21 protein-coding genes are annotated in these 19,319 nt (G+C 64.2%); 15 read left to right on the top strand and 6 right to left on the bottom strand.

Annotated elements, in window-relative coordinates; genetic code table 11:
• The first annotated feature begins 53 nt into the window (after positions 1-53).
• From AC6LJY_RS11800 to AC6LJY_RS11830, 7 genes are all read left to right on the top strand, one after another.
• On the top strand, positions 54-1,043 hold the full coding sequence (locus AC6LJY_RS11800) for an NAD(P)-dependent oxidoreductase (protein WP_498135991.1): 990 nt from the start codon (positions 54-56) through the stop codon (positions 1,041-1,043).
• 240 nt (positions 1,044-1,283) lie between these two features.
• Positions 1,284-2,291, top strand: a complete 1,008-nt coding sequence (locus AC6LJY_RS11805) for an ABC transporter substrate-binding protein (protein ID WP_046804176.1) — start codon at positions 1,284-1,286, stop codon at positions 2,289-2,291.
• 84 nt (positions 2,292-2,375) lie between these two features.
• Positions 2,376-3,170: an ABC transporter permease gene (locus AC6LJY_RS11810; RefSeq protein ID WP_046804177.1), complete on the top strand. Its 795-nt coding sequence runs from the start codon at positions 2,376-2,378 to the stop codon at positions 3,168-3,170.
• Positions 3,171-3,992 (top strand): ABC transporter ATP-binding protein, encoded by an 822-nt coding sequence (locus AC6LJY_RS11815; protein WP_046804178.1) that lies wholly within the window; start codon positions 3,171-3,173, stop codon positions 3,990-3,992.
• Between the two features lie 71 nt (positions 3,993-4,063).
• Positions 4,064-4,246 (top strand): DUF4089 domain-containing protein, encoded by a 183-nt coding sequence (locus AC6LJY_RS11820; protein ID WP_046804179.1) that lies wholly within the window; start codon positions 4,064-4,066, stop codon positions 4,244-4,246.
• Positions 4,243-5,631 carry an AtzE family amidohydrolase gene (locus tag AC6LJY_RS11825; RefSeq protein ID WP_498135992.1) on the top strand — a complete coding sequence of 463 codons (1,389 nt, stop codon included), beginning with the start codon at positions 4,243-4,245 and terminating at the stop codon, positions 5,629-5,631. Before AC6LJY_RS11820 ends, AC6LJY_RS11825 begins: the two co-directional genes overlap by 4 nt.
• A gap of 64 nt (positions 5,632-5,695) precedes the next feature.
• Positions 5,696-6,403 (top strand): FCD domain-containing protein, encoded by a 708-nt coding sequence (locus tag AC6LJY_RS11830; protein WP_314363525.1) that lies wholly within the window; start codon positions 5,696-5,698, stop codon positions 6,401-6,403.
• A gap of 13 nt (positions 6,404-6,416) precedes the next feature.
• On the opposite strand, the gene AC6LJY_RS11835 is transcribed toward AC6LJY_RS11830, so the two are convergent.
• A complete protein-coding gene (locus tag AC6LJY_RS11835) occupies positions 6,417-6,959 on the bottom strand; it encodes an antibiotic biosynthesis monooxygenase (protein WP_498135993.1) in 543 nt (180 codons plus the stop codon).
• 199 nt (positions 6,960-7,158) lie between these two features.
• Here AC6LJY_RS11835 and hpxZ point away from each other — a divergent pair, with 199 nt between their 5' ends.
• The 3 genes from hpxZ (at position 7,159) to AC6LJY_RS11850 (ending at position 9,524) form a co-directional block, all read left to right on the top strand.
• Positions 7,159-7,533 carry an oxalurate catabolism protein HpxZ gene (gene hpxZ / locus AC6LJY_RS11840; RefSeq protein WP_120156407.1) on the top strand — a complete coding sequence of 125 codons (375 nt, stop codon included), beginning with the start codon at positions 7,159-7,161 and terminating at the stop codon, positions 7,531-7,533.
• A gap of 180 nt (positions 7,534-7,713) precedes the next feature.
• Complete coding sequence (locus AC6LJY_RS11845) at positions 7,714-8,268, top strand: NADPH-dependent FMN reductase (RefSeq protein ID WP_046804184.1); 555 nt, start codon at positions 7,714-7,716, stop codon at positions 8,266-8,268.
• Between the two features lie 542 nt (positions 8,269-8,810).
• Positions 8,811-9,524: a DUF6708 domain-containing protein gene (locus tag AC6LJY_RS11850; RefSeq protein WP_498135994.1), complete on the top strand. Its 714-nt coding sequence runs from the start codon at positions 8,811-8,813 to the stop codon at positions 9,522-9,524.
• A gap of 652 nt (positions 9,525-10,176) precedes the next feature.
• Here AC6LJY_RS11850 and AC6LJY_RS11855 read toward each other — a convergent pair.
• A complete protein-coding gene (locus AC6LJY_RS11855; RefSeq protein ID WP_050449258.1) occupies positions 10,177-10,392 on the bottom strand; it encodes a dodecin in 216 nt (71 codons plus the stop codon).
• 186 nt (positions 10,393-10,578) lie between these two features.
• On the opposite strand from AC6LJY_RS11855, the gene AC6LJY_RS11860 reads away from it, so the two are divergent.
• Complete coding sequence (locus tag AC6LJY_RS11860) at positions 10,579-11,100, top strand: DUF6496 domain-containing protein (protein WP_314363512.1); 522 nt, start codon at positions 10,579-10,581, stop codon at positions 11,098-11,100.
• Between the two features lie 33 nt (positions 11,101-11,133).
• On the opposite strand, the gene AC6LJY_RS11865 is transcribed toward AC6LJY_RS11860, so the two are convergent.
• Positions 11,134-12,036: a LysR family transcriptional regulator gene (locus tag AC6LJY_RS11865; RefSeq protein ID WP_498135995.1), complete on the bottom strand. Its 903-nt coding sequence runs from the start codon at positions 12,034-12,036 to the stop codon at positions 11,134-11,136.
• 123 nt (positions 12,037-12,159) lie between these two features.
• Between AC6LJY_RS11865 and AC6LJY_RS11870 the strand changes: the two genes are divergently transcribed.
• From AC6LJY_RS11870 to AC6LJY_RS11880, 3 genes are all read left to right on the top strand, one after another.
• Positions 12,160-12,954, top strand: a complete 795-nt coding sequence (locus tag AC6LJY_RS11870; RefSeq protein ID WP_498135996.1) for an SDR family NAD(P)-dependent oxidoreductase — start codon at positions 12,160-12,162, stop codon at positions 12,952-12,954.
• A 36-nt stretch (positions 12,955-12,990) separates the two neighbouring features.
• Entirely contained in the window at positions 12,991-14,004 is a 1,014-nt protein-coding gene (locus AC6LJY_RS11875) for a zinc-binding alcohol dehydrogenase family protein (protein WP_498135997.1), read from the top strand.
• 193 nt (positions 14,005-14,197) lie between these two features.
• Positions 14,198-15,160, top strand: a complete 963-nt coding sequence (locus tag AC6LJY_RS11880) for a tripartite tricarboxylate transporter substrate binding protein (protein WP_498135998.1) — start codon at positions 14,198-14,200, stop codon at positions 15,158-15,160.
• A 100-nt stretch (positions 15,161-15,260) separates the two neighbouring features.
• On the opposite strand, the gene AC6LJY_RS11885 is transcribed toward AC6LJY_RS11880, so the two are convergent.
• On the bottom strand, positions 15,261-16,058 hold the full coding sequence (locus AC6LJY_RS11885) for a flavin reductase family protein (RefSeq protein WP_498135999.1): 798 nt from the start codon (positions 16,056-16,058) through the stop codon (positions 15,261-15,263).
• Between the two features lie 11 nt (positions 16,059-16,069).
• A complete protein-coding gene (locus AC6LJY_RS11890) occupies positions 16,070-17,134 on the bottom strand; it encodes an LLM class flavin-dependent oxidoreductase (RefSeq protein ID WP_498136000.1) in 1,065 nt (354 codons plus the stop codon).
• Between the two features lie 108 nt (positions 17,135-17,242).
• Between AC6LJY_RS11890 and AC6LJY_RS11895 the strand changes: the two genes are divergently transcribed.
• Positions 17,243-18,190 carry a LysR family transcriptional regulator gene (locus AC6LJY_RS11895; RefSeq protein WP_498136014.1) on the top strand — a complete coding sequence of 316 codons (948 nt, stop codon included), beginning with the start codon at positions 17,243-17,245 and terminating at the stop codon, positions 18,188-18,190.
• A 100-nt stretch (positions 18,191-18,290) separates the two neighbouring features.
• Here the strand turns inward: AC6LJY_RS11895 and AC6LJY_RS11900 are convergent, their stop codons facing one another.
• Positions 18,291-19,169, bottom strand: a complete 879-nt coding sequence (locus AC6LJY_RS11900; RefSeq protein ID WP_498136001.1) for an SMP-30/gluconolactonase/LRE family protein — start codon at positions 19,167-19,169, stop codon at positions 18,291-18,293.
• Between the last annotated feature and the right edge of the window lie 150 nt (positions 19,170-19,319).

The raw sequence follows: 19,319 nt of genomic DNA on the forward strand, positions 1-19,319 counted from the left end.
CGCCCTTAACTAGCCCCCCAGCAGCCGCCCACTGCGTCACCACCAAGCCATCCATGCCGCACGACGAGATCCGCATCCTTTGTTCGCCCGCCGAGGCGGGCGCGCTGCGCCAGGCGCTTGCCAGCGTTGATGCACCGCGCATCGCGCTCTGCCACCCGCAGCCCGGCGAGCCGTGCCCCGCGCACGTCGCGTTTATTTCGCGCGACATCACCGGCGCGTCCACCAAGTTCCAGATCACGCCCGACACGGCGCGTTACTACGACGCGCTGCTGTCCGCCCCTGAGCTGCAATGGGTCCATGTGCACTCGGCCGGCGCGGACCGCGACATCTATCAGCAACTGCACGCGCGCGGCGTCGCCATCACCACGTCACAAGGCGCGACCGACGCCGTGGTTGCGCAAACCGCCATCGCCGGCGTGCTGGCCTTGGCGCGCCGCCTGCCCCTGCTAGCCGCCGATCAGCGCGAACGCGCGTGGCGGCCTCTGTTGGGCGATCGCACGCCACGCGATCTGGCTGGGCAACACGCCGTGGTGGTGGGCTGGGGCGGCATCGGCCAACGCATTGGCGCGCTGCTGGGCGCGCTGGGGCTGACGCTGTCGGTGGTGCGCCATTCCGCCACGCCCGTGCCACAAGCGCGCCACAGCGTCACCTATGCCGATCTGCGCAGCCTGCTGCCACAGGCCGACTGGCTGGTGCTGGCCTGCCCGTTGACGCCGGCCACGCGCGGGCTGATTGACCACCAGGCCCTGGCCGCCCTGCCCGCGCACGCGTCGGTCGTCAACGTGGCGCGCGGCCACGTCATTGATGAAGCGGCCTTGATCGACGCCTTGTCGGCGCGCCGACTGGGCGGCGCGTTCCTGGACGTGTTCCAGCAAGAACCGCTGCCGCCGGAGTCCCCGCTATGGGGTTTGGACAACGTCATCGTGACGCCGCACAGCGCCGGTTTCTCGGACGGCAATCGCGCGCGCGTGCTCGGCCTGTTCGTGGACAACTTGCGCCGTTGGGCGCGCGCAGAACCGCTGGCCAACCGCCTGGTGAGCTGACGCCGCCGCATCCGCCAGCCTGCCGACGCCCCGCCCGGCGTTCGAACTGTCCCCTTCAGTGGTGCGTCATGCACCAAAATGGTTCACGCGTGGCACCAGCGCGAGGCCGCCGCGCGCGCCGCCCAGGGCTAACCCCACCCCGGCAAACCTGGCACGGGTTTTGCTTGATGACTGGTATGCAAGCTTGTCTACAAGGCAAGCGTCGCAACACCTTTCACAGCAAGCCCTCCAGGAGCCTTCATGATCAACCGCAATGCGCCTTTCGCCTTCAACGCCACCCGCCGCCGCCTGATCCAGGGCGCTGCCCTGGGCGCCGCGACGCTGGCCGCGCCCGCGCTGGTGCGCGCCCAGTCGGGCCCGGTGATCCGCATCGGCTTCTGGCCGGTGGCCGCCGGCCTGCCGTTCTACGCGGCCGTGGAAAAAGGCTACTTCAAGGAAGCGGGCCTGAATGTCGAGCCGCTGAAGTTCGCGGGCGCGCAGCAGGTCATGGAAGCCATGCTGGCCGGTCGCGCGGACGGTAGCGCCAACGGCACCGGCTCGGCCAACCTGGCCATCGGCGAAATCGCCTCGCCCGGCTTGTTCAAGATTTTTGCGTCCAACCCCAGCAACGCCAAGAACGTGCTGGATGAGTTCATCGTCGCGAAAGATAGTCCCATCAAATCCATAGCAGACCTCAAGGGGAAAAAGGTCGGATCTGGACCCGGCATCCAGAACGCCACGCTGGCCAAAGCAGTACTGGAGCGCGCCGGCGCAACCGGAGCAACCGTGGTCGAGTTGGCAATCAGCCAGCACGTGGCCGCGGTTGCCGCCGGCCAGTTGGATGCGTGCTACACGCTGGAACCCACGGGCACGGTGGGCCGCTTGAACGGCACCACGCGCGTGCTGGAAACGGGCGTGATCGCCAAGTACGTGTTGGGCGATCCGATGGCGCCGTGGTTTGGCGGGTCGGCCTCGCTGACCACCGCGTTCCTGAAAAAGCATCCGGAAGAAAGCAAGAAATTCATCGCGGCCTACGCGCGCGGCATCGAACTGATCCGCACCAAGCCGGCCGAGGCGCGCCCCTTCATGAAGGGCTACACCGCCATCGAAGGCCCCATGACCGAAGAAGTGCCGCTGGCCGCCTACACGCTCTACAACGAGTTCACGCCCAGCGACATCCAGTACTTCCAGAAGTTCTTCGACCTGTTCACCGAGAAGGGCATCTTCGCGCAAAAGGTCGACGTGTCGACCATGCTTTACAAGGGCTGACCCATGACAGCCACGACCGCGACTTCCGCAACCTCAACCGTGCCCGCAAGCGCGACCGCGACCGCGACAAAGGCACCGACCTCCATGACCGCCCCCTCCGCCCCCACCAGGCAGCCGCCGCGCAAGTTCAACGGCGCACGCTTTCTGCCGCTGATCGGCCCCCTGGCGCTTTTCGTGATCTGGGACCTGGTGGTGCGACTGCAACTGGTCAGCCCCGTGCTGCTGCCCACGCCCAGCGCCACCATCGTGGCCTTGGTCAAGGGGCTGGCCGGCGGGCCGCTGCTGTGGGACTTCCTGTCGTCGCTGAACCGCACGCTGCAAGCCTTCGTGATCGCCGGCGTCATCGGCGTGCCGCTGGGCGTGCTGCTGGGCAGCAATGAAAAGGCGTATCGCAGCGTGGAGTTCCTGGTGGACTTCTTTCGGTCGACGCCGTCGTCCGCGCTGATCCCGCTGTTCCTGATGATCTTTGGCGTCACCGACATGAACAAGATCGCCATCGCCGCGTTCGCCGCCGTGCTGGTGATTCTGTTCAACAGTGCCTATGGCGTCATCAACGCACGCAAGCAGCGCGTGATGGCGGCCCGCGTGATGGGCGCATCGCGCTGGCAGATCTTCAAGGACGTGCTGATCTGGGAAAGCCTGCAACCCACGTTCGTCGGCCTGCGCAGCGGCGTGTCGATGGCGCTGGTGATCGTGATCGTGGCGGAAATGTTCATCGGGTCCGACAGCGGCCTGGGCAATCGCATCATCAACGCGCAGCAGGTGCTGAACGTGCGCGAGATGTACGCGGCCATCCTGGCGGCCGGCGCGTTGGGCTATGTGCTGAACATTATTTTTCTTGTGCTGGAAAAGCGCGTGGTCCATTGGAGCGGCCGATAAATGTCCACCGTCATCAACCCCATCATCGCCCCTGCCCCCGCCGCCGCGCCGTTCGCGCCCGGCCCCTTGGGCACGCACATCACCATCCGTGGCCTGACCAAGTACTTCGCGGGCTGGCCGCTGTACGAAGACTTCAACCTGGACATCCCCAAGGGCAAGATCGTGTCGGTCTTCGGCCCCAACGGCTGCGGCAAGTCCACGCTGATCAACATGATCGCGGGCCTCATTCCCATCGATTCAGGCGAGATCCTGTTCGACGGAAAGTCCCTGGCGCAAACCAAGATCGGCTACGTATTCCAGAACTACCGCGAAGCCATGTTCCCGTGGCTGCGCACCATTGACAACATTGCCTACCCGCTGCGTCTGGAAGGCCGCAGCAAGGCCGAAGTGGATGCACGCGTGGAAGAGCTGGTCGCCTCGTTCGACGTCAAGTTCGACCTCAAGCGCTACCCGTACGAACTCAGTGGCGGGCAGCAGCAGACGGCGTCCATCATGCGCGCGCTGGCCCCCGGACCCGAGGTGCTGTTTCTTGACGAACCCTTCTCTGCGCTGGACTTCGAGATGACGCTGTTCATCCGCGAAAAGCTGCAAGAAGTGTTTCTGCAAACGGGCACCACGATGTTGCTGGTGTCGCACGATCTGGAAGAAGCCGTGTACCTGGCTGACCAGGTGCTGCTGCTGACCAAGCGCCCCACCCGCGTGGCCGAGATCCTGGACTACACGGATGCCCGCCCGCGCACGGTGGATACGCTGTCCGAGCCCAGCTTTATTCAGATGAAGAAACTGAGCCTGGAGATTTTCCAGCGCGAGGTGCGCCGGTAAGCCGGTCACCACCGCGACTGCGCAGGCAAACATCTTCAGCCCCCCCCAACGCGTCTATCGGAGCATCCGCCATGACCCAGGAAACCATCGACCATTATGTGCGCAGCGCCTTGGCGCTGTCGGGCTACGCCTTGCGCGAGGCCGCCACGGCCGAAGTCGTGCAACAGTTCTCGCGCATTCATGACATTGCGGCCAGCTTCGTCGACGAGCCCCTGCCCGTTGAACTGGAATCCGCATCGGTGTTCCGTCCGTGAGCGGCCCCGCCATCGACATCGCCCGCCAGGTCGCCAGCGGTGAACGCAGCGCCCTGGCGGTGTTGGACGCCACCTTGGCCCGCGTGCGCGAACGCGGCCCCGCGTACAACTGCTTTACCGCCGTGACCGAAGCCCGCGCGCGCCAGGAAGCCGCCGCCATCGACGCGCGCCGCGCGCGTGGCGAAGCATTGCCGCCGCTGGCAGGCGTGCCCTACGCCGTCAAAAACCTGTTCGACATCGCTGATGAAGTGACGTTGGCAGGCGGTCGCGTCAACGCCGCCAATCCGCCCGCCGCGCAAGACGGGCGACTGGTCGCGCGGATGCGGGACGCCGGCGCGGTCCTGATCGGCGCCTTGAACATGGACGAACACGCCTACGGCTTCACCACCGAAAACACGCATTACGGCCCTTGCCGCAACCCCCACGACACCAGCCGCATCGCAGGCGGGTCCTCGGGCGGCAGCGCGGCCGCCGTGGCGGGCGGGCTGGTGCCGCTGACCCTGGGGTCGGACACCAACGGATCCATCCGCGTGCCGGCCTCGCTGTGCGGCGTCTTCGGCTTGAAACCCACCTATGGCCGCCTGCCGCGCACGGGGTCGTTTCCGTTTGTCGGCAGCCTGGACCACCTGGGCCCCTTTGCCGCCAGCGCCAGCGACCTGGCCGCCGCCTACGATGCGTTGCAAGGCCCGGATCCGGACGATGCCGCCTGCGCCCAGCATGCCGTAGACCCCGTGTTGCCCACGCTAGCCTCGGGCGCGCGCACATTGCGCGTGGCCGTGCTGGGCGGCTACTTTGCCGACTGGGCCGGCCCACAAGCCCGCCGCGCCGTCGAGATCGCCGCGCGCGCGCTGGACGCCACCGCCATCGTCGACATGCCCGGCGCCACGCAAGCGCGCGCCGCGGCCTTCATCATCACGGCGGCCGAAGGCGGCGCGCTGCATCGGCGCAAGCTGGTCACGCATTACGACTACTACGAACCCTATTCGCGCGACCGCCTGGTCGCCGGCAGCCTGGTGCCCGCCGCGTGGGTGCAGCAGGCGCAACGCATCCGCCACCGCGTCTACCGCGAGGCCATGGCGCTGTTCGACCAGTACGACGTGCTGATCGCGCCCGCCACGCCCGTATCCGCCACGCCCATCGGCACCGACTGGCTGACGCTGGCCGGCAAGGAACTGCCCGCGCGAGCCAGCATGGGGCTGCTGACGCAACCCATCTCATGTATCGGCCTGCCCGTCTGCACCGCGCCCACCTGGCCCGAGACCGAACACGACGGCCACTTGCCACTGGGCGTGCAATTGATCGGCGCGCCTTGGCGCGAAGCCGATTGCCTGGCCGCCGCCTACGCGCTGGAACAAGCCGGCGCGGCGCGCGTGCGCCCGGTCTGAGCTTTCTTTTCATCGCCTTCCGCCACCGTCCGACCGCCCCACCACTCGACATCCAAGGCCCGTTATGGAATCCGCATTCGCCGCCATCGACATGCCCCGCACCCTGGCCGACACCGCCTACGGTGCATTGAAACGGGACATCCTGGATTTCCGGCTGGCCCCGGGCGATCGCTTTACCGAAACCGAAATCGCGGACCGGCTGCAAGTGAGCCGCACGCCGGTGCGCGAAGCGCTGTTCCGGCTGGAGCGTGAAGGCTATCTGGAGGTTCGGCAACGCAACGGCTGGCTGGTCAAGCCGTTGGACTTCAATACGCTGGACCACTTCTACGAACTGCGCAGCGTGCTGGAAACCGCCGCGGTCCATGCCCTGTGTTTGCCGGCCCAGGGCCCCGATCCGCTGCGCGCGCTGCAATCATTGGCCGACACCTGGCTGGTCGCGCCAAACGACCGGTCCAGCGACGGCGAATGGCTGGCCGACCTGGACGAACGCTTTCATATCGACTTGGTGGCGGCTGCCGGCAACCCGGAGATTGCACGCGTGCATCGCGCGGCCACCGAGCGCATCCGCATCGTGCGTCGCCTGGACTTCACGCTGCAAGACCGTATCGACAACACCTATGAAGAACACGGCGCCATCCTGCGCGCCGTGCTGGCCCGCGACGGCGCCGCCGCTGCACAGCTGCTGCAAGCGCATATCCGCGACAGCCAAAGCGCGGTGCGAAAGATCACGCTGCACCGCTTGTATTCCACCCGTCCCGCCAAGGCGGCGTGACGGGTGCGCGGCATCACCCCGCCCGCAGCCACCGTTGCAGCACCCGAGAAATCACCGGTATGCAGATGAACACCATAATCGGCGTCAATATCACGCTTGTGATCAAGACGCGCCAGAACACCGGCAGCGCGCTCAGATGCTCGCTGACCAGAATCGAGAACACCAGCAGCACCGGAAAGTACGCCAGCCAGATGCTCACCGCTTGCTTCCAGCGTGGCGGCGCGCTGGCGGCCTTCGGCGCAAACCAGCCGTCCGTGCCTTTGACGCGGTGTTCATGGCTGGCCCGCACCAGGTTCGCCCCGCGTTCCAGCCACATGCGGCGCGGCAAGGATTTTTCCCACCGCAACAGGCTCGCCTCGTCGGTGAAGCGCAGCACGATCTGGTACTGATCGCCCCCTTCAGGCGGTTGCAGCACTCCCGATCCCAAAAATCCGGGAAACCCCGCCGCCAGGATTTCGCCCTGGCGCATCCAGGACAGAAAATCGCTATAGCGTTCGGGCGCGATATGACGCGTGACCAGCATGGTGACCGGGACGGAAACAGCGGAACTGGACATGACGGAACTCCTGGGCAACGGTGTAGCTTGTTATGCAGTGTTAACCCTAGCAATCCCCGTGCCAGCCTTGCGGTGCAGCATTCCCCTGGCGTGAACGACATCAACGCGTTGCGCGCCGAAACTTGCGCACCGCAACACACACCATATTGGTGATTACCCCTACACAACGCACCATGCCGGTGCATGCGGAGAAACAGAGATGGACATCAATTTGCCGGACGTCGTGGCCGAGGTCACCGCCGCTTTCGAGCGCTACGAAACCGCGCTGGTGACCAACGACGTCCAGGAACTGGACACGCTGTTCTGGAACAGCCCCCACACCTTGCGCTACGGCGCCGGCGAAAATCTGTACGGCTATGAGGCCATCCGCGAATTCCGCGCCGGACGCTCACCGCAAGGCCTGGCACGGCGCGTCCTGCGCACCGCCATCACCACGTACGGCACGGACTTCGCCACCACCAACATCGAATTCCAACGCGAGGGCAGCGACCGCATCGGCCGCCAAAGTCAGACCTGGATGCGCACGCCCGCAGGGTGGCGCGTGGTGTCGGCGCATGTCAGCCTGATGGTGTGACCCGTTGAAGGGCGACGCGCGGCCGCGGCGCTGTCACCGACATGGCGCGCCCGGCCAAGCCGCTGGCCTGCTCTGCCGCAGGACGGCGAAGCTCGCATTAAGACATAACGCGACAATGATTGAGCGCGTCGCCAAGCAGGTCTACACTGGCTTTTCCCTTTCCCGTTGGAGCATTTGCCCATGAGCACCTACAAAATTGCAGTTTTCGTCGGCAGCCTGCGTGCCGCCTCGATCAATTTGCGATTGGCTCGTGCGCTGGAAAAGCTGGTTCCCGCAGACTTCAAGTTCGACTACGTCAGCCTGGGCGACATCCCGCTGTACAACCAGGACAACGAAAACAATCTGCCCGCCCCCGCCGCCAAGCTCAAGCAACAGATCGCCGACGCGCAAGGCCTGCTCTTCGTGTCACCCGAGCACAACCGCTCGCTGCCCGCCGCGTTGAAAAACGCCATTGACTGGGGCTCGCGCCCGTGGGGCCAGAACTCCTGGCCGGGCAAGGCCGCCGGCATCGTCGGCGCATCGCCCAGCGCCGCCGGCACCGCGATGATGCAGCAACACCTGCGCAACATCCTGGCCGCCGAAGGCGCCATCGCGCTGACCACGCCGGAAGTGTTCCTGCAATATTCCGACGGCCTGATCGACGACCAATACACGATCACCAACGAAGGCACCCGCAAGTTCCTGCAAGGCTGGGTCGACCGCTACGTGGACTGGGTCAAGAAACTGAACACCTGATTGCCGCCGCAGCCGGCAGGGCCACGCCCACCGGCGCCGATCGCCCGATCTACCTCCGGGCGATCAAGCCCCCTGACACGTCGGGGGGCTTTTTTTTGCGCCGCGTTTGTGGGGGCTGGCGCCGGGGCATGACTGGATGAGCCAGATTTGACCCGATCGAGCCAAATCTGGCCCGCTACAAGTCGTTGATAAGACGCAGGTTATTTTTAATCGAGTCAACTCTGGCTCGATTTCTCGTGAAAAACGGGCGTTTTCCGGGCATGGCACCAACCGCATGCCACTACAAGCCCGCCAATTTCGCCGCAAGCCATTGATATCGCGCGTCTATTTTCAAGATTCGGTTTCATGGCACGGATGTTGCATTGCTCCGATGCGGCCAGGCTGCGGCGTGTTCGCGTCGAGCGCCGTCTCGCCCCCCTTCGGTCCTGAAAGAGACGGCGGCGCTGGCCGCCCTCCCTATTTTCAGAACCGGAATTATGGCAAACCAAAGACCTTTACTTGATAGACCATATCGGGGGTGGCAACGCGATTTAGCCGCACCCATGGACGGCGAGCGCGCTGAAGTCCAGCCCCATCATGCCCCTACACTCAACGCGCTCAACGACGCCTATCTGGAGATTTCCCGTCGCTCTACAAAAATGCGCGGGCTATTAATGTTCTTCGCCATCTTTCCAATCTGCTTCACCTTAGCTGTGCTGGCTATGGCCTGTAGCAGCTGGGAGCACGGCATCGTCTTCTCGTTGCAAATCCTGGCACCGGGCATCATGACCGGCGCCATGGCATACCACTGCATACGCATAGACACCGCCATCCCGCGCGACGAGCCGGTTCGTTTTAACCGTTTACGCCGAACCGTATACGTGTACAGCTTTGAACACGTCTGGTGGAATCCATTCGCGAAATGGCAGGTCACCACGAAATCCTACGATTGGGCCGACCTGCGTGCCGAAGTCTGGCGGGAACGGGGGGCCACCGGGCAAGGCGGCTTGATGATTTCGTGGGGCGTATCCGTGGCCGTCGTCAAGCCCGGCACAAACCAAGTCATCGACCGGTTTCCTTTAAGCGTGTACCAGGACGAAGGCAGTTCCTGGGATTACGTGCGCGCCTACATGCAGTACGGGGTCGACGCCGTGCCACCGGTACGAGAGTTCAACGACCCTAACGAAGTGCCCTCCCACAACCTGGCGCTTCGTCTGGCGCCGAAGGTCGAATGGCCGGCTGCGATGGATGTGGAATCGCGGACGGGTCCGGCCTGACCGGGGGGTTTGCGACACGTACTACCGCCCGCGCCCTCGACGCCATAAATACTTATCCCCGCCATCTGTGGAGAAGGCTGAGGACAGTATTGGGGCACAGTCAAAATCCCCTGCTCCGCCAAGCACTTGCGTGTGCTGGTCAAACAATGCGCAATCGTCCTTTTGGATGAGTTTGGGCGAAGTTATCCTCGAAAGTGCTGTATGTCTGCACAGCGGTCATCAAGGCGGGAGCCGATTGTGGGTCTTGTCCCAGCATTCTGTGGAAAAGCATGAGGACAGTTTGAGGGCAGGTGCAAAAAGCGTATGCAGATCAATAACCTGCATGGCGTGGTCAATAAAGGCTCAATGGGGGACTGGATGGCACCGAGTTGTCCCCGGCAAATGTGGATAAGGCTGAGGACAGTATGCGGGTAGTCTCGAAAAAGGCTTACAGGCCAAGCACTTGAGAGCAGCGGGCAATAAACGCCCAGCCGCTGCCCAGCCGGCGCGACGCGGGTCGTGTCGCGTGCCGCGCCGCAAAACGTGGGGATAAAAGAAAAGGCTTGTCCCCATGGAATGTGGACAAGCCTATGAACAGTCGGATAACAAGCCCAAAAACTCCTTTTCCGACAAGCACTTGCAGGCGCTGGTCAAAGAACGACCAGCGCGCGGATTACTCGTCTCCTTCGAGACGCATGCCGATTTTCAAACCGACCTGCCAATGGGCCACCTTGCCGTCCTTGATATGGCCGCGCACTTCGGTGACTTCAAACCAGTCCAGATTGCGTAAGGTTTCGGATGCGCGCTCGATCGCTTTGGCGATCGCGTCATCGGTTGAGGTGGTGGAAGATCCCACCAGTTCGATTTGCTTGTAGACATGATTCGACATAGCTCGTCTCCGCTAAGGGGGTGAGTCCTGAATCGACGGTCTGTGGCCCGTGTTCCGGCGCTTACGACCGGCAATCCATTCGAACACACAGGATAACGCCGTGGCGCTATTGTGGTGTTACGAGTTCCGTCGCGTGGTCTCGACTGGCGACGGAGCCCGCTCCCGCAACCCAGCAAGGAGATCACCATGCCTGAACGGAAAACCCTGGAACGCGCGAAGAAAGACAAGCGAGAAGGCAAGGCCGCATCCACGCAGGCCGGAGAATTCGTCCGCGAGGAAATCGAGCACGTGCGCGAAGGCAAGCACGGTGTACGTTCCACCAAGCAAGCCATTGCCATCGGACTGTCGAAAGCGCGTCGCGCGGGCGTGAAGGCCACGCCGTCGAAGAAGGCCAGTGCGGCGACCAAGCATCGGGCGAAAAAGGACACCGAGGCCGCGCACGACGGGCATGCCAAGTCGACCACGCGTTCTCACGCAACGACCAAGGCGTTGAAGAAGGAAAGCACCAAGCCCGCGTCGCGTTCAGCGTTGTCGCATCACGCCAGCAAGTCGGCGGGCCGGCGCACAGCCGCCGACCGCTCGGCGGCGGCGAAGAAGGCCGCCGCGACCAAGGGCGCGGCCGGCCGTTCCGCCGCCGCGAAGAAGGCGGCGCAGACCCGGGCCAGGAACAAGGCCGCATCGGGGTCGCACCACCGCGCCGCGCATTAGGCCTGCTGCCCCGTCGCCGCAACCCGCGTCGCGCTACCCCGCGTCGAACTGCCGAAAGCGCTCTTGCAAAAACTCGCGCAGGCGCTTGACGGCGGGGGACAGCAACATGCGGTGCACGCAGAGCAGGTATAGCGGTGAGGGTTCGGTGGCGTAGTCGGGCAGCAGCGCCACCAAACGCCCGGCGCGCAAATCGCGCAACACGTCGTAGCGCGATTTGTACGCCACGCCCTTGCCCGCCAGCGCCCAGCGGCGCACCAGATCGCCGTCGTCGCCCACCCGGTCGCCCTTGATGGGTACCGTCATGGCGGTGCCTTCGTGTTCGAACGCCCAGCGGTCGTGCAGCGTTTCGCCCAGCACGAACGACAGGCAGTTGTGGTCGCGCAGGTCTTCGGGTTTTTGGGGCACGCCGTGCCGCGCCAGATACGCGGGTGACGCGCAGACGACGCGGCTTTTTTGTTCGGCCAGCGGCAGCGCCACCAAGGCGGAATCGCTGGGCTTGCCGTAGCGGATGGCGATGTCCACCGGCTGGCGGTACAGGTCGGCCAAGCGGTCGCTGATGCGCACCTGGAAGCTCACGCGCGGATGTTGGGTCTGGAAGTCATCCAGCCAGGGCAGCAGCACGTGGCGGCCCAGGTCGGACGGAATGGAGACGGACAGCGTGCCGGATATCGCCGTCTTGTCGCGCGCCATCGCGTTCTTGCCCGCCTCCAGCGTGGCGATGGCCGAGCGCGCGTATTCCAGATACCGCTCGCCGTCCGCCGTCAACCGCAGGCTGCGCGTGGACCGCACGAAAAGGCGCGCCTCCAACGTCTGCTCCAGCCGCTTCAGCGCCGCGCTGGCCACGGCGGGCGACACGTCCAGTTCGCGCGCGGCGCCGGAAAAGCTGCCGTGATCGGCCGACGCCACAAAGATCCGCAGGTCTTCAAATCGCACCATGGTCGACTCATTTTCAAAAAGTTATTGAAACTGAGTGCGATGCTAGCCGGTTTTTCATGCCTGCGAACTGGGTAATCATGGTTTCGTTTTCAAGCCTGTCCTGATCTCTATTGGAGCTGACACATGAACATCGAACTGAATGGAAAAAAGGCGCTGGTCACCGGATCATCCGGCGGCATCGGTCTGGCGATTGCGCTGGGCCTGGCCGAAGCCGGCGCCCAAGTGGTGCTGCACGGCCGCAGCGCCGACAAGCTGGCCCAGGCGGCGGCCGCGATTGCACAGAAATTTCCCGCCGCCAAGGTCACGACCGTGCAGGCCGACCTGGCCACCGCCGATGGCGCCGCGTCCATCTTGGCGGCCCACCCCGACGTGGACATCCTGGTGAACAACGCCGGCTTCTTCGCCCCCAAGTCGTTCACCGAAATCACGGACGACGACTGGCAGCACATGCTGGACACCAACGTCATGAGCGGCATCCGGCTATCGCGCTACTACCTGCCCCGCATGATCGCGGCCAACTGGGGCCGCATTGTGTTTATCTCCAGCGAATCGGCGGTGCAGATTCCGGCGGAAATGATCCATTACGGCGTCAGCAAGACGGCGATGCTGGCTGTGTCCCGCGGCCTGGCCGAGCTGACCGCCGGCACGGGCGTCACCGTGAATGCCGTGCTGCCCGGCCCGACGCGCTCGGAAGGCGTGTCTGACTTCTTCGCCGAAATGGCCAAGGAACAAGGCGTGTCGCAAGACGAGATGGAACGCGACTTCATCGCCCAACACCGCCCCACGTCCTTGCTGCGCCGGCTGGCGACCGTGGATGAAGTGGCCAACATGGTCGTCTACGCGTGCTCCACCCAGGCCAGTGCCACCAACGGCGCCGCGCTGCGCGTGGACGGCGGCGTGGTCCGCTCCATCCTCTGATCGCCCCCCATCACAACGAAAACCCGAGCCACCGATATGAAAGCCATTGCCTACTTCAAGAACCTGCCGGCCGACCAGGCTGACGCCCTGCAAGACATCACCATCGACGAGCCCACCCCCGGCGACCACGACCTGCTGGTGGACGTGCACGCCATTTCGGTGAACCCGGTCGACGTGAAGATCCGCGCCAACCGCGCGCCCAAGGACGGCAAGCCCGAGATCATCGGCTGGGACGCCGCTGGCGTCGTGCGCGCCGTGGGCGCGAAGGTCAGCCTGTTCAAGCCGGGCGACCGTGTCTGGTACGCCGGCGCCATCAATCGCCCCGGCGCCAACAGTGAACGCCATGTGGTGGACGAACGCATCGTCGGCCACATGCCCAAGAGCCTGGACTTTGCGCAAGCCGCCGCGTTGCCCCTGACGACCATCACCGCGTGGGAACTGCTGTTTGACCGGCTGCGCGTGCTGGACAACGCCGCCCCAAGCCAGGGCAGCCTGCTGGTGGTGGGCGCGGCCGGCGGCGTCGGGTCCATCCTGGTACAGCTGGCGCGGCAACTGACGGGGCTGACCGTGATCGGCACCGCCTCGCGACCCGAGACGCAGGCCTGGGTGCGCGAACTGGGTGCGCATCACGTCATCGACCACAGCAAGCCGCTGGCGCAAGAGCTCAAGCGCATCGGCGTGCCGCAGGTCAGCCACATCGCCGGCCTGACCCATAGCGACAAGCACTTTGCCCAGCTGGCCGAAGCCATCGCCCCGCAAGGCAAGATTGCGCTGATCGACGACCCCAGCGCCATCGACGTGCGGTTGCTGAAGGGCAAATCGGCATCGCTGCATTGGGAGTTCATGTTTGCGCGTTCGCTGCACAACACGCCCGACATGATCGCGCAGCACGGATTGCTGAACCAGGCGGCCCGGCTGATCGACGACGGCACGCTGCGCACGACGCTAGGCGAGCACTACGGCAAGATCAACGCCGAGAACCTGCGCCGCGCCCATGCCTTCATCGAAAGCGGCAAGGCGCAGGGCAAGGTCGTCCTGGAAGGTTTCTGACGGCCTTCGCAGAACTGTTCTGCGCAAAGATGGGGTAATCGGGAAGTCCGATAAAAATTATCATCGACTCCTGTGACAACCCAAGGCGGGCGGCCCAGCGCCGCCCGCCGCCCCTGTCGCCACGCTGACAATACGCTGACCCGGCCCACAGAAGGCACGGACATGCACGGCGGCGGGATCAAGGAGAGAGACAATGTTCAAGCTCACGCGCCGCGGTTTCCTCGCGGCCGGCACCCTCATGATGCTTGCGCGGCCGTTGCGCGCCGCCCCCAAGCCCGTGACCCTGATCGTGCCCTACGCGCCCGGCGGCCCCAACGACAACTTCGCCCGGCTGCTGGCCGAAGGCATGAGCGCGCAGCTGGGCGTGCCGTTCATTGTTGAAAACAAGCCCGGCGCCAACGGCATCATCGGCGCCGCGCAAGTCGCGCGCGCCCCCGCCGACGGCAACACGCTGCTGATGGGTGGCTCGGGCCCGGTGTCGCTGAACGTCTTGCTGCGTCCGAACCTGCAATACCGGTTCGACAGCTTCGCGTCCGTGGCGATGATGTTCGACGGGCCGTTGACCATCACCGTGCCCGCCACGATGGGCGTCAATTCCATTGCCGAGCTGGTCGCCTACGCCAAGAAGGAAAACCGCGCGCTGACCTATGGCTCGCTGGGGCCTGGCAGCGTCACCGACCTGTACGGCTTGATCCTGGCCAAGACGCTGGGCATCCCGCTGACCGCCGTGCCCTACAAGAGCACACCGACCAGCTTGATCGACCTGATCACCGGCCGCAACGACCTGTCTTACATGACGCCCATCGCGCTGGCCGATCACCAGAAGGCGGGCGCGGTGAAGATCCTGGCGCTGACGACCGATCAGCGCGACCCCGGCCTGCCCGATGTGCCGTCGGTGGTTGAGCTGGGCTATCCGCAGTTAAAGGCCAGCTACTGGACCGCGCTGCACGCGCCCAAGGGCACGCCCGCCTATTTGATCCAGGCGTATTCCGCCGCGGCGATCAAGACGGTTCAAGCCGAGAGTTTTCGCCAAATGTTGGTGGCGAACGGGCAGACCGAAAAGGCCGGCGGCCCGCAAGCGCTGGACGCGCAGCTGGAGGCCGACCGCCAATACTGGGGTCGCGTCATCCAGGAAAACCATATCGTGCTGGATTGATCAGAGGCTTGCCGCCGCGTAGCCGGCGGCAACTTGCGTTTCAACAGCAGCAAAAAATGCCCGCCGACATGGCGGGCATTTTCCTGGAGGCAGCCCTTGCCTATTGAAGCCGGACGGGCGCGATGCGATGCGTGGCGGATTTGAAGTTGATAACGGGCTGCGCTTCGCGGCACGTCGTCTTGCGGATTTTGCCCACGATCAGATCATGCGTGCCCAGCACTTCGGTGCAGACGATATCGCATTCGATGCTGGCCAGCGCATCGGGCAGCACCGGCGTGCCCTGCTCATTCATCACCCAGCCGCCTTGCGCAAAGCGCGCCATGCCTTGCGGCTGTCCCAAAAACGCCTGCATGACGGTCTCGTGTCCTTCGCCCAGCACATTGGCCACAAAGCGGCCGTGGCGCAGCAAGGGCTCGCGCGCGGACGAGGTCTGCTGAACGAAGAAGCCGACCATCGGCGGGTCGGCCGAGATCGAGGTCAGGCTGGACACGATCATGCCGGCCACTTGATCGCCCTGCCCCGTGGTGACCGCGCTGATGCCGGCGGGCAGCGAACGCATCGCCGCCTTGAAGTCGTCAACCGACACCACCTGGTCATGCTCGTTGACCACCATGTGCGCGCGGATGTCGCCGCGTTCGTCGACCCATCCGTGCCGGGCCGCGTAGTCGACCATGGCGGAAAAATCCGCTTCCCATTGCGGGTCGCCCGCATGCTGCGACAAAAAACGCAGCACCGATGGCGACAGCCGCACATGGCGCTCGTCTTCGCGTCGCCCGACGCGGGCGATGGCGTGTTCCAGGCGGTCACGCGGCTGCGGATCGGCCAGCACGTCCAGCCGACGGAAGTCCGACGGATGCCGCAGCGTGATCGCTCCCGCGTTGCTCAGATAGATCTGCATCTTGCACTCCTTCAGGCCACGGCCGTCGTGCTGCCGACTTCCTTGCGGATGGCCGGAATAATCTTGTCGCCCCACAGCTCGATCTGCTTGAGCATCGTCTTCTGATCGAAGTCGCCCAGCTGGGTCTGCAACGCAATGTGCTTGGGCCGCAGGATGCTGATCTCTTCTAGCATTTTGTCGATCACTTCATTGACCGAGCCCACCGGCAGGTTCTTGCGCAGCTGCTCGAACGTGGGATCGTTTTCAGACGGCACTTCCTTGACCATGTAGCCATCGTCGCTTTGCGCGCGGCGAAATTTCAGGCTTTCGGAAATGCGGCGTTGAAAGCGCGCGCAGTCCAGGTACGCGTCGATCTCGGCGTTGTTGTCCGACGCGTAGCCACAGCGCAGAAAGCCGAACTTCACATCGCGGTCCAGGTCGCGACCGTTGTCCTCGGCCACTTTTTCCAGCCTGCCGCGCAGCTCGGAAATGGCCTCGTTGCCCTTGAGCAGCGCCGTGACGAACAGGTTATGGTTTTCGCGCACGCCACGGCCCAGCGTGACCGGGTTGCCGGACGTGATCCACAGCGGCGGCATCGGGTCCTGCAAGCAGCGCACGGCGATGGAGCTGGGCGGTATCTTCAGGAATTGCCCGTCGTGTTCAAAGATTTTCTGCGTCAGGCCCTTGGGAATCACGTCCAGGAATTCGTTGAAGATCGCGCCCGAATCCGCGATCTGCACGCCGAAGCGTTCGAACTCGAATTCCTGATAGCCCGAGCCCACGCCCAGGTCCAGGCGGCCATTGGAAACGGTGTCCACAAAACCCACTTCGGCCAGGAAGCGCGCGGGGTGATACAGCGGCAGAATGCACACCGCCGTGCCCAGGCGAATGCGGTGCGTCTTGGCGGCCGCGTGCGCCACCGTCATCAGCGGCGAGGGCGACAAGGAGTAGTTGTTGAAGTGGTGCTCGGCGTACCAGGCCGCATCGAAACCGGCCTGCTCCGCCACCACGGTTTGCTCGATGGAGTTGTTGATGACTTGCTTTGAGGACTGGTGGTAACCTCGCTGCTGCGCCAGAATGAACACGCCGAATTCCATAATGTCTCCTCATTGATTGCTTGACGTTCTGAGGAAATTCTAGAGGCCGGCAGTCATCGGGGAAATACAGGAAATGCGGCGTTCTGTGCTGCGTAAAGTGGAGGAATGATGGACAGGCTGCGCGCGATGGAGCTCTTTCTGTCGATCTCCAAGACCGAGAGTTTTTCTGAAACGGCTCGGCAGTTCGGGGTGTCGGCAACGTCGGTATCCCGCATGATCACCGAGTTCGAAAACGAGTTGAACGTGAAGCTGCTGCTGCGTTCGACCCGGCAGGTCGTGCTGACCGAAGCCGGCCAGGAATATGCGCAACAGCTTGAGTCCATTCTGTGGAACATCAACGAGGCGCATCGCAACATCACCGAAATCCGCGCCGCGCCCAAGGGCATCCTGCGGGTGCATTCGCGCATGATGTTCGGCCTGGGCGTGCTGCCGCCGCTGGTGGCCGCGTTTCGCCAGCAGTACCCCGACATTCATATTGAACTGGTGCTGTCCGAAACCAAGGCAGACCTGCGGCGCAACAACTTCGATATCGATTTCCGCATTTCTCCCCCCGTTGAAGCGGGCTTAAAGCGGCGCATCCTGTTCAAGAGCGAACGTTTTCTGGTGGCCTCGCCCGCCTACCTGGCCAAGCAGGCCGCGCCCGCCCGGCCCGCCGATATCGCGCAGCACGATTGCCTGGCCTACCTGCTGCCCGGCGATCAATATTGCTGGCGCTTCAAGCAGGATGAAGCGATTGAGGAAGTGCTGATCAAGCCGCGCCACGTGACCAACAACGGCGTCGCGCTGCTGGAACTGGCGCTGCTGGGTGAGGGCATTGCGCTGTTGGATGACTACACCGTGCACAACGATATTTCGCGCGGCACGCTGGTGCGTTTATTCCCTGATTATCACGTCACCAATACGACCTTCGAAGAAGGCATGTACGCCACCATCCTGGACACCGCGATGATCCCAGTGAAGATCCGGCTGTTCCTGGATTTCGTGGCCTCGCATGTGTCGGGTTCGGCGCTGCGGTTCACGGCGTACAACAAGATGGCCGCCGCCGAAAGCCCCTGATAAGGGGCGATGCATCAAGGGCGTTGCATCAAGGGCGTTGCATCAAGGGCGTTGCATTATGGCCGAAGCATCAAGGCCGAATGCATCAAGGCCGGATGCATCAAAGCCGAATGCGGCAGTGCCCACGCGGCGCTCCCACGGCGCCCGCGCCCCGAACGCGCAGCAAGGCTCCATCCAGCGGCCCCGTGGCTGTCAGCCGGCCGCTGTCGCTGATGGTTGTGACGAAGATATCCGACAAATCCGGGCCACCGAAACATAGCGATGCCGGATGCGCCACCGGCAGGTCGATGCGGCGATCCAGCTTGCCCGCCGCATCGAACCGCGCAATGGCCGCCGCGTGCACCAGCGCGGTCCACAAGCCGCCCTCGCGATCAAAGCAGCAGCCGTCCGGGGCCGAACCGAGCGCGTCGGTATCGACGAACACTTCCGGGGACGACAACCGGCCCGCTTCCTCCATGCGATACCGAAACCCCTTGCGCTGCGCGCTATCGCACACATGAAAATGCCGGCCGTCCGGATGCATGACCGGGCCGTTCACCACGCCCAGCCCTTGCGCGATGCGGCTGACCCGGCCGCCCGTATCCACGCGGTACAAACCGCCCAGCGGCGCTTCGCCCTCTTGCCGATGGACATGCATGGTGCCGGCCACGAAGCTGCCATCAGGCAGCGGCGCGCCATCGTTCAGCCTCAGGTTCGGGTGGCTGTCCTCAATGCGTCCCAGCGTGCGCGTGGCGCCGTCGCTCAGGCTGACCAGCGCAAAGGTTTCTTTCAACGCCACGATGATGCTGTCGCCGCCGTTCAGCGCGAACGAGCCCACCGGGGCCGGCAAGCGCCATTCACGCGTCGCGCCGCCTTCCGGATCGATCCTCAGCAACTGTCCGCTGCGGCAATCCAGCATCCACAAGCAATTTCCGGCCGCATCCCACACCGGGCATTCGCCCAGCGCTGCGCGAACCGTGCCGATACGCTCAATCTGCATGTGCCGACCGCCCCTGTTCTGCTCGTCCGGCGGACGAATTCCCAAACCATGGTATCGGCTTGCGCCGCGCGGGAATATGCCGTTTTCGTGCAGAACACAACCAACATTTTTGGCCTGAATCCTGCGCAATACCCGTCCATATAATCCAAA

The organism is Achromobacter sp. RT286_PF (genome assembly GCF_059760425.1).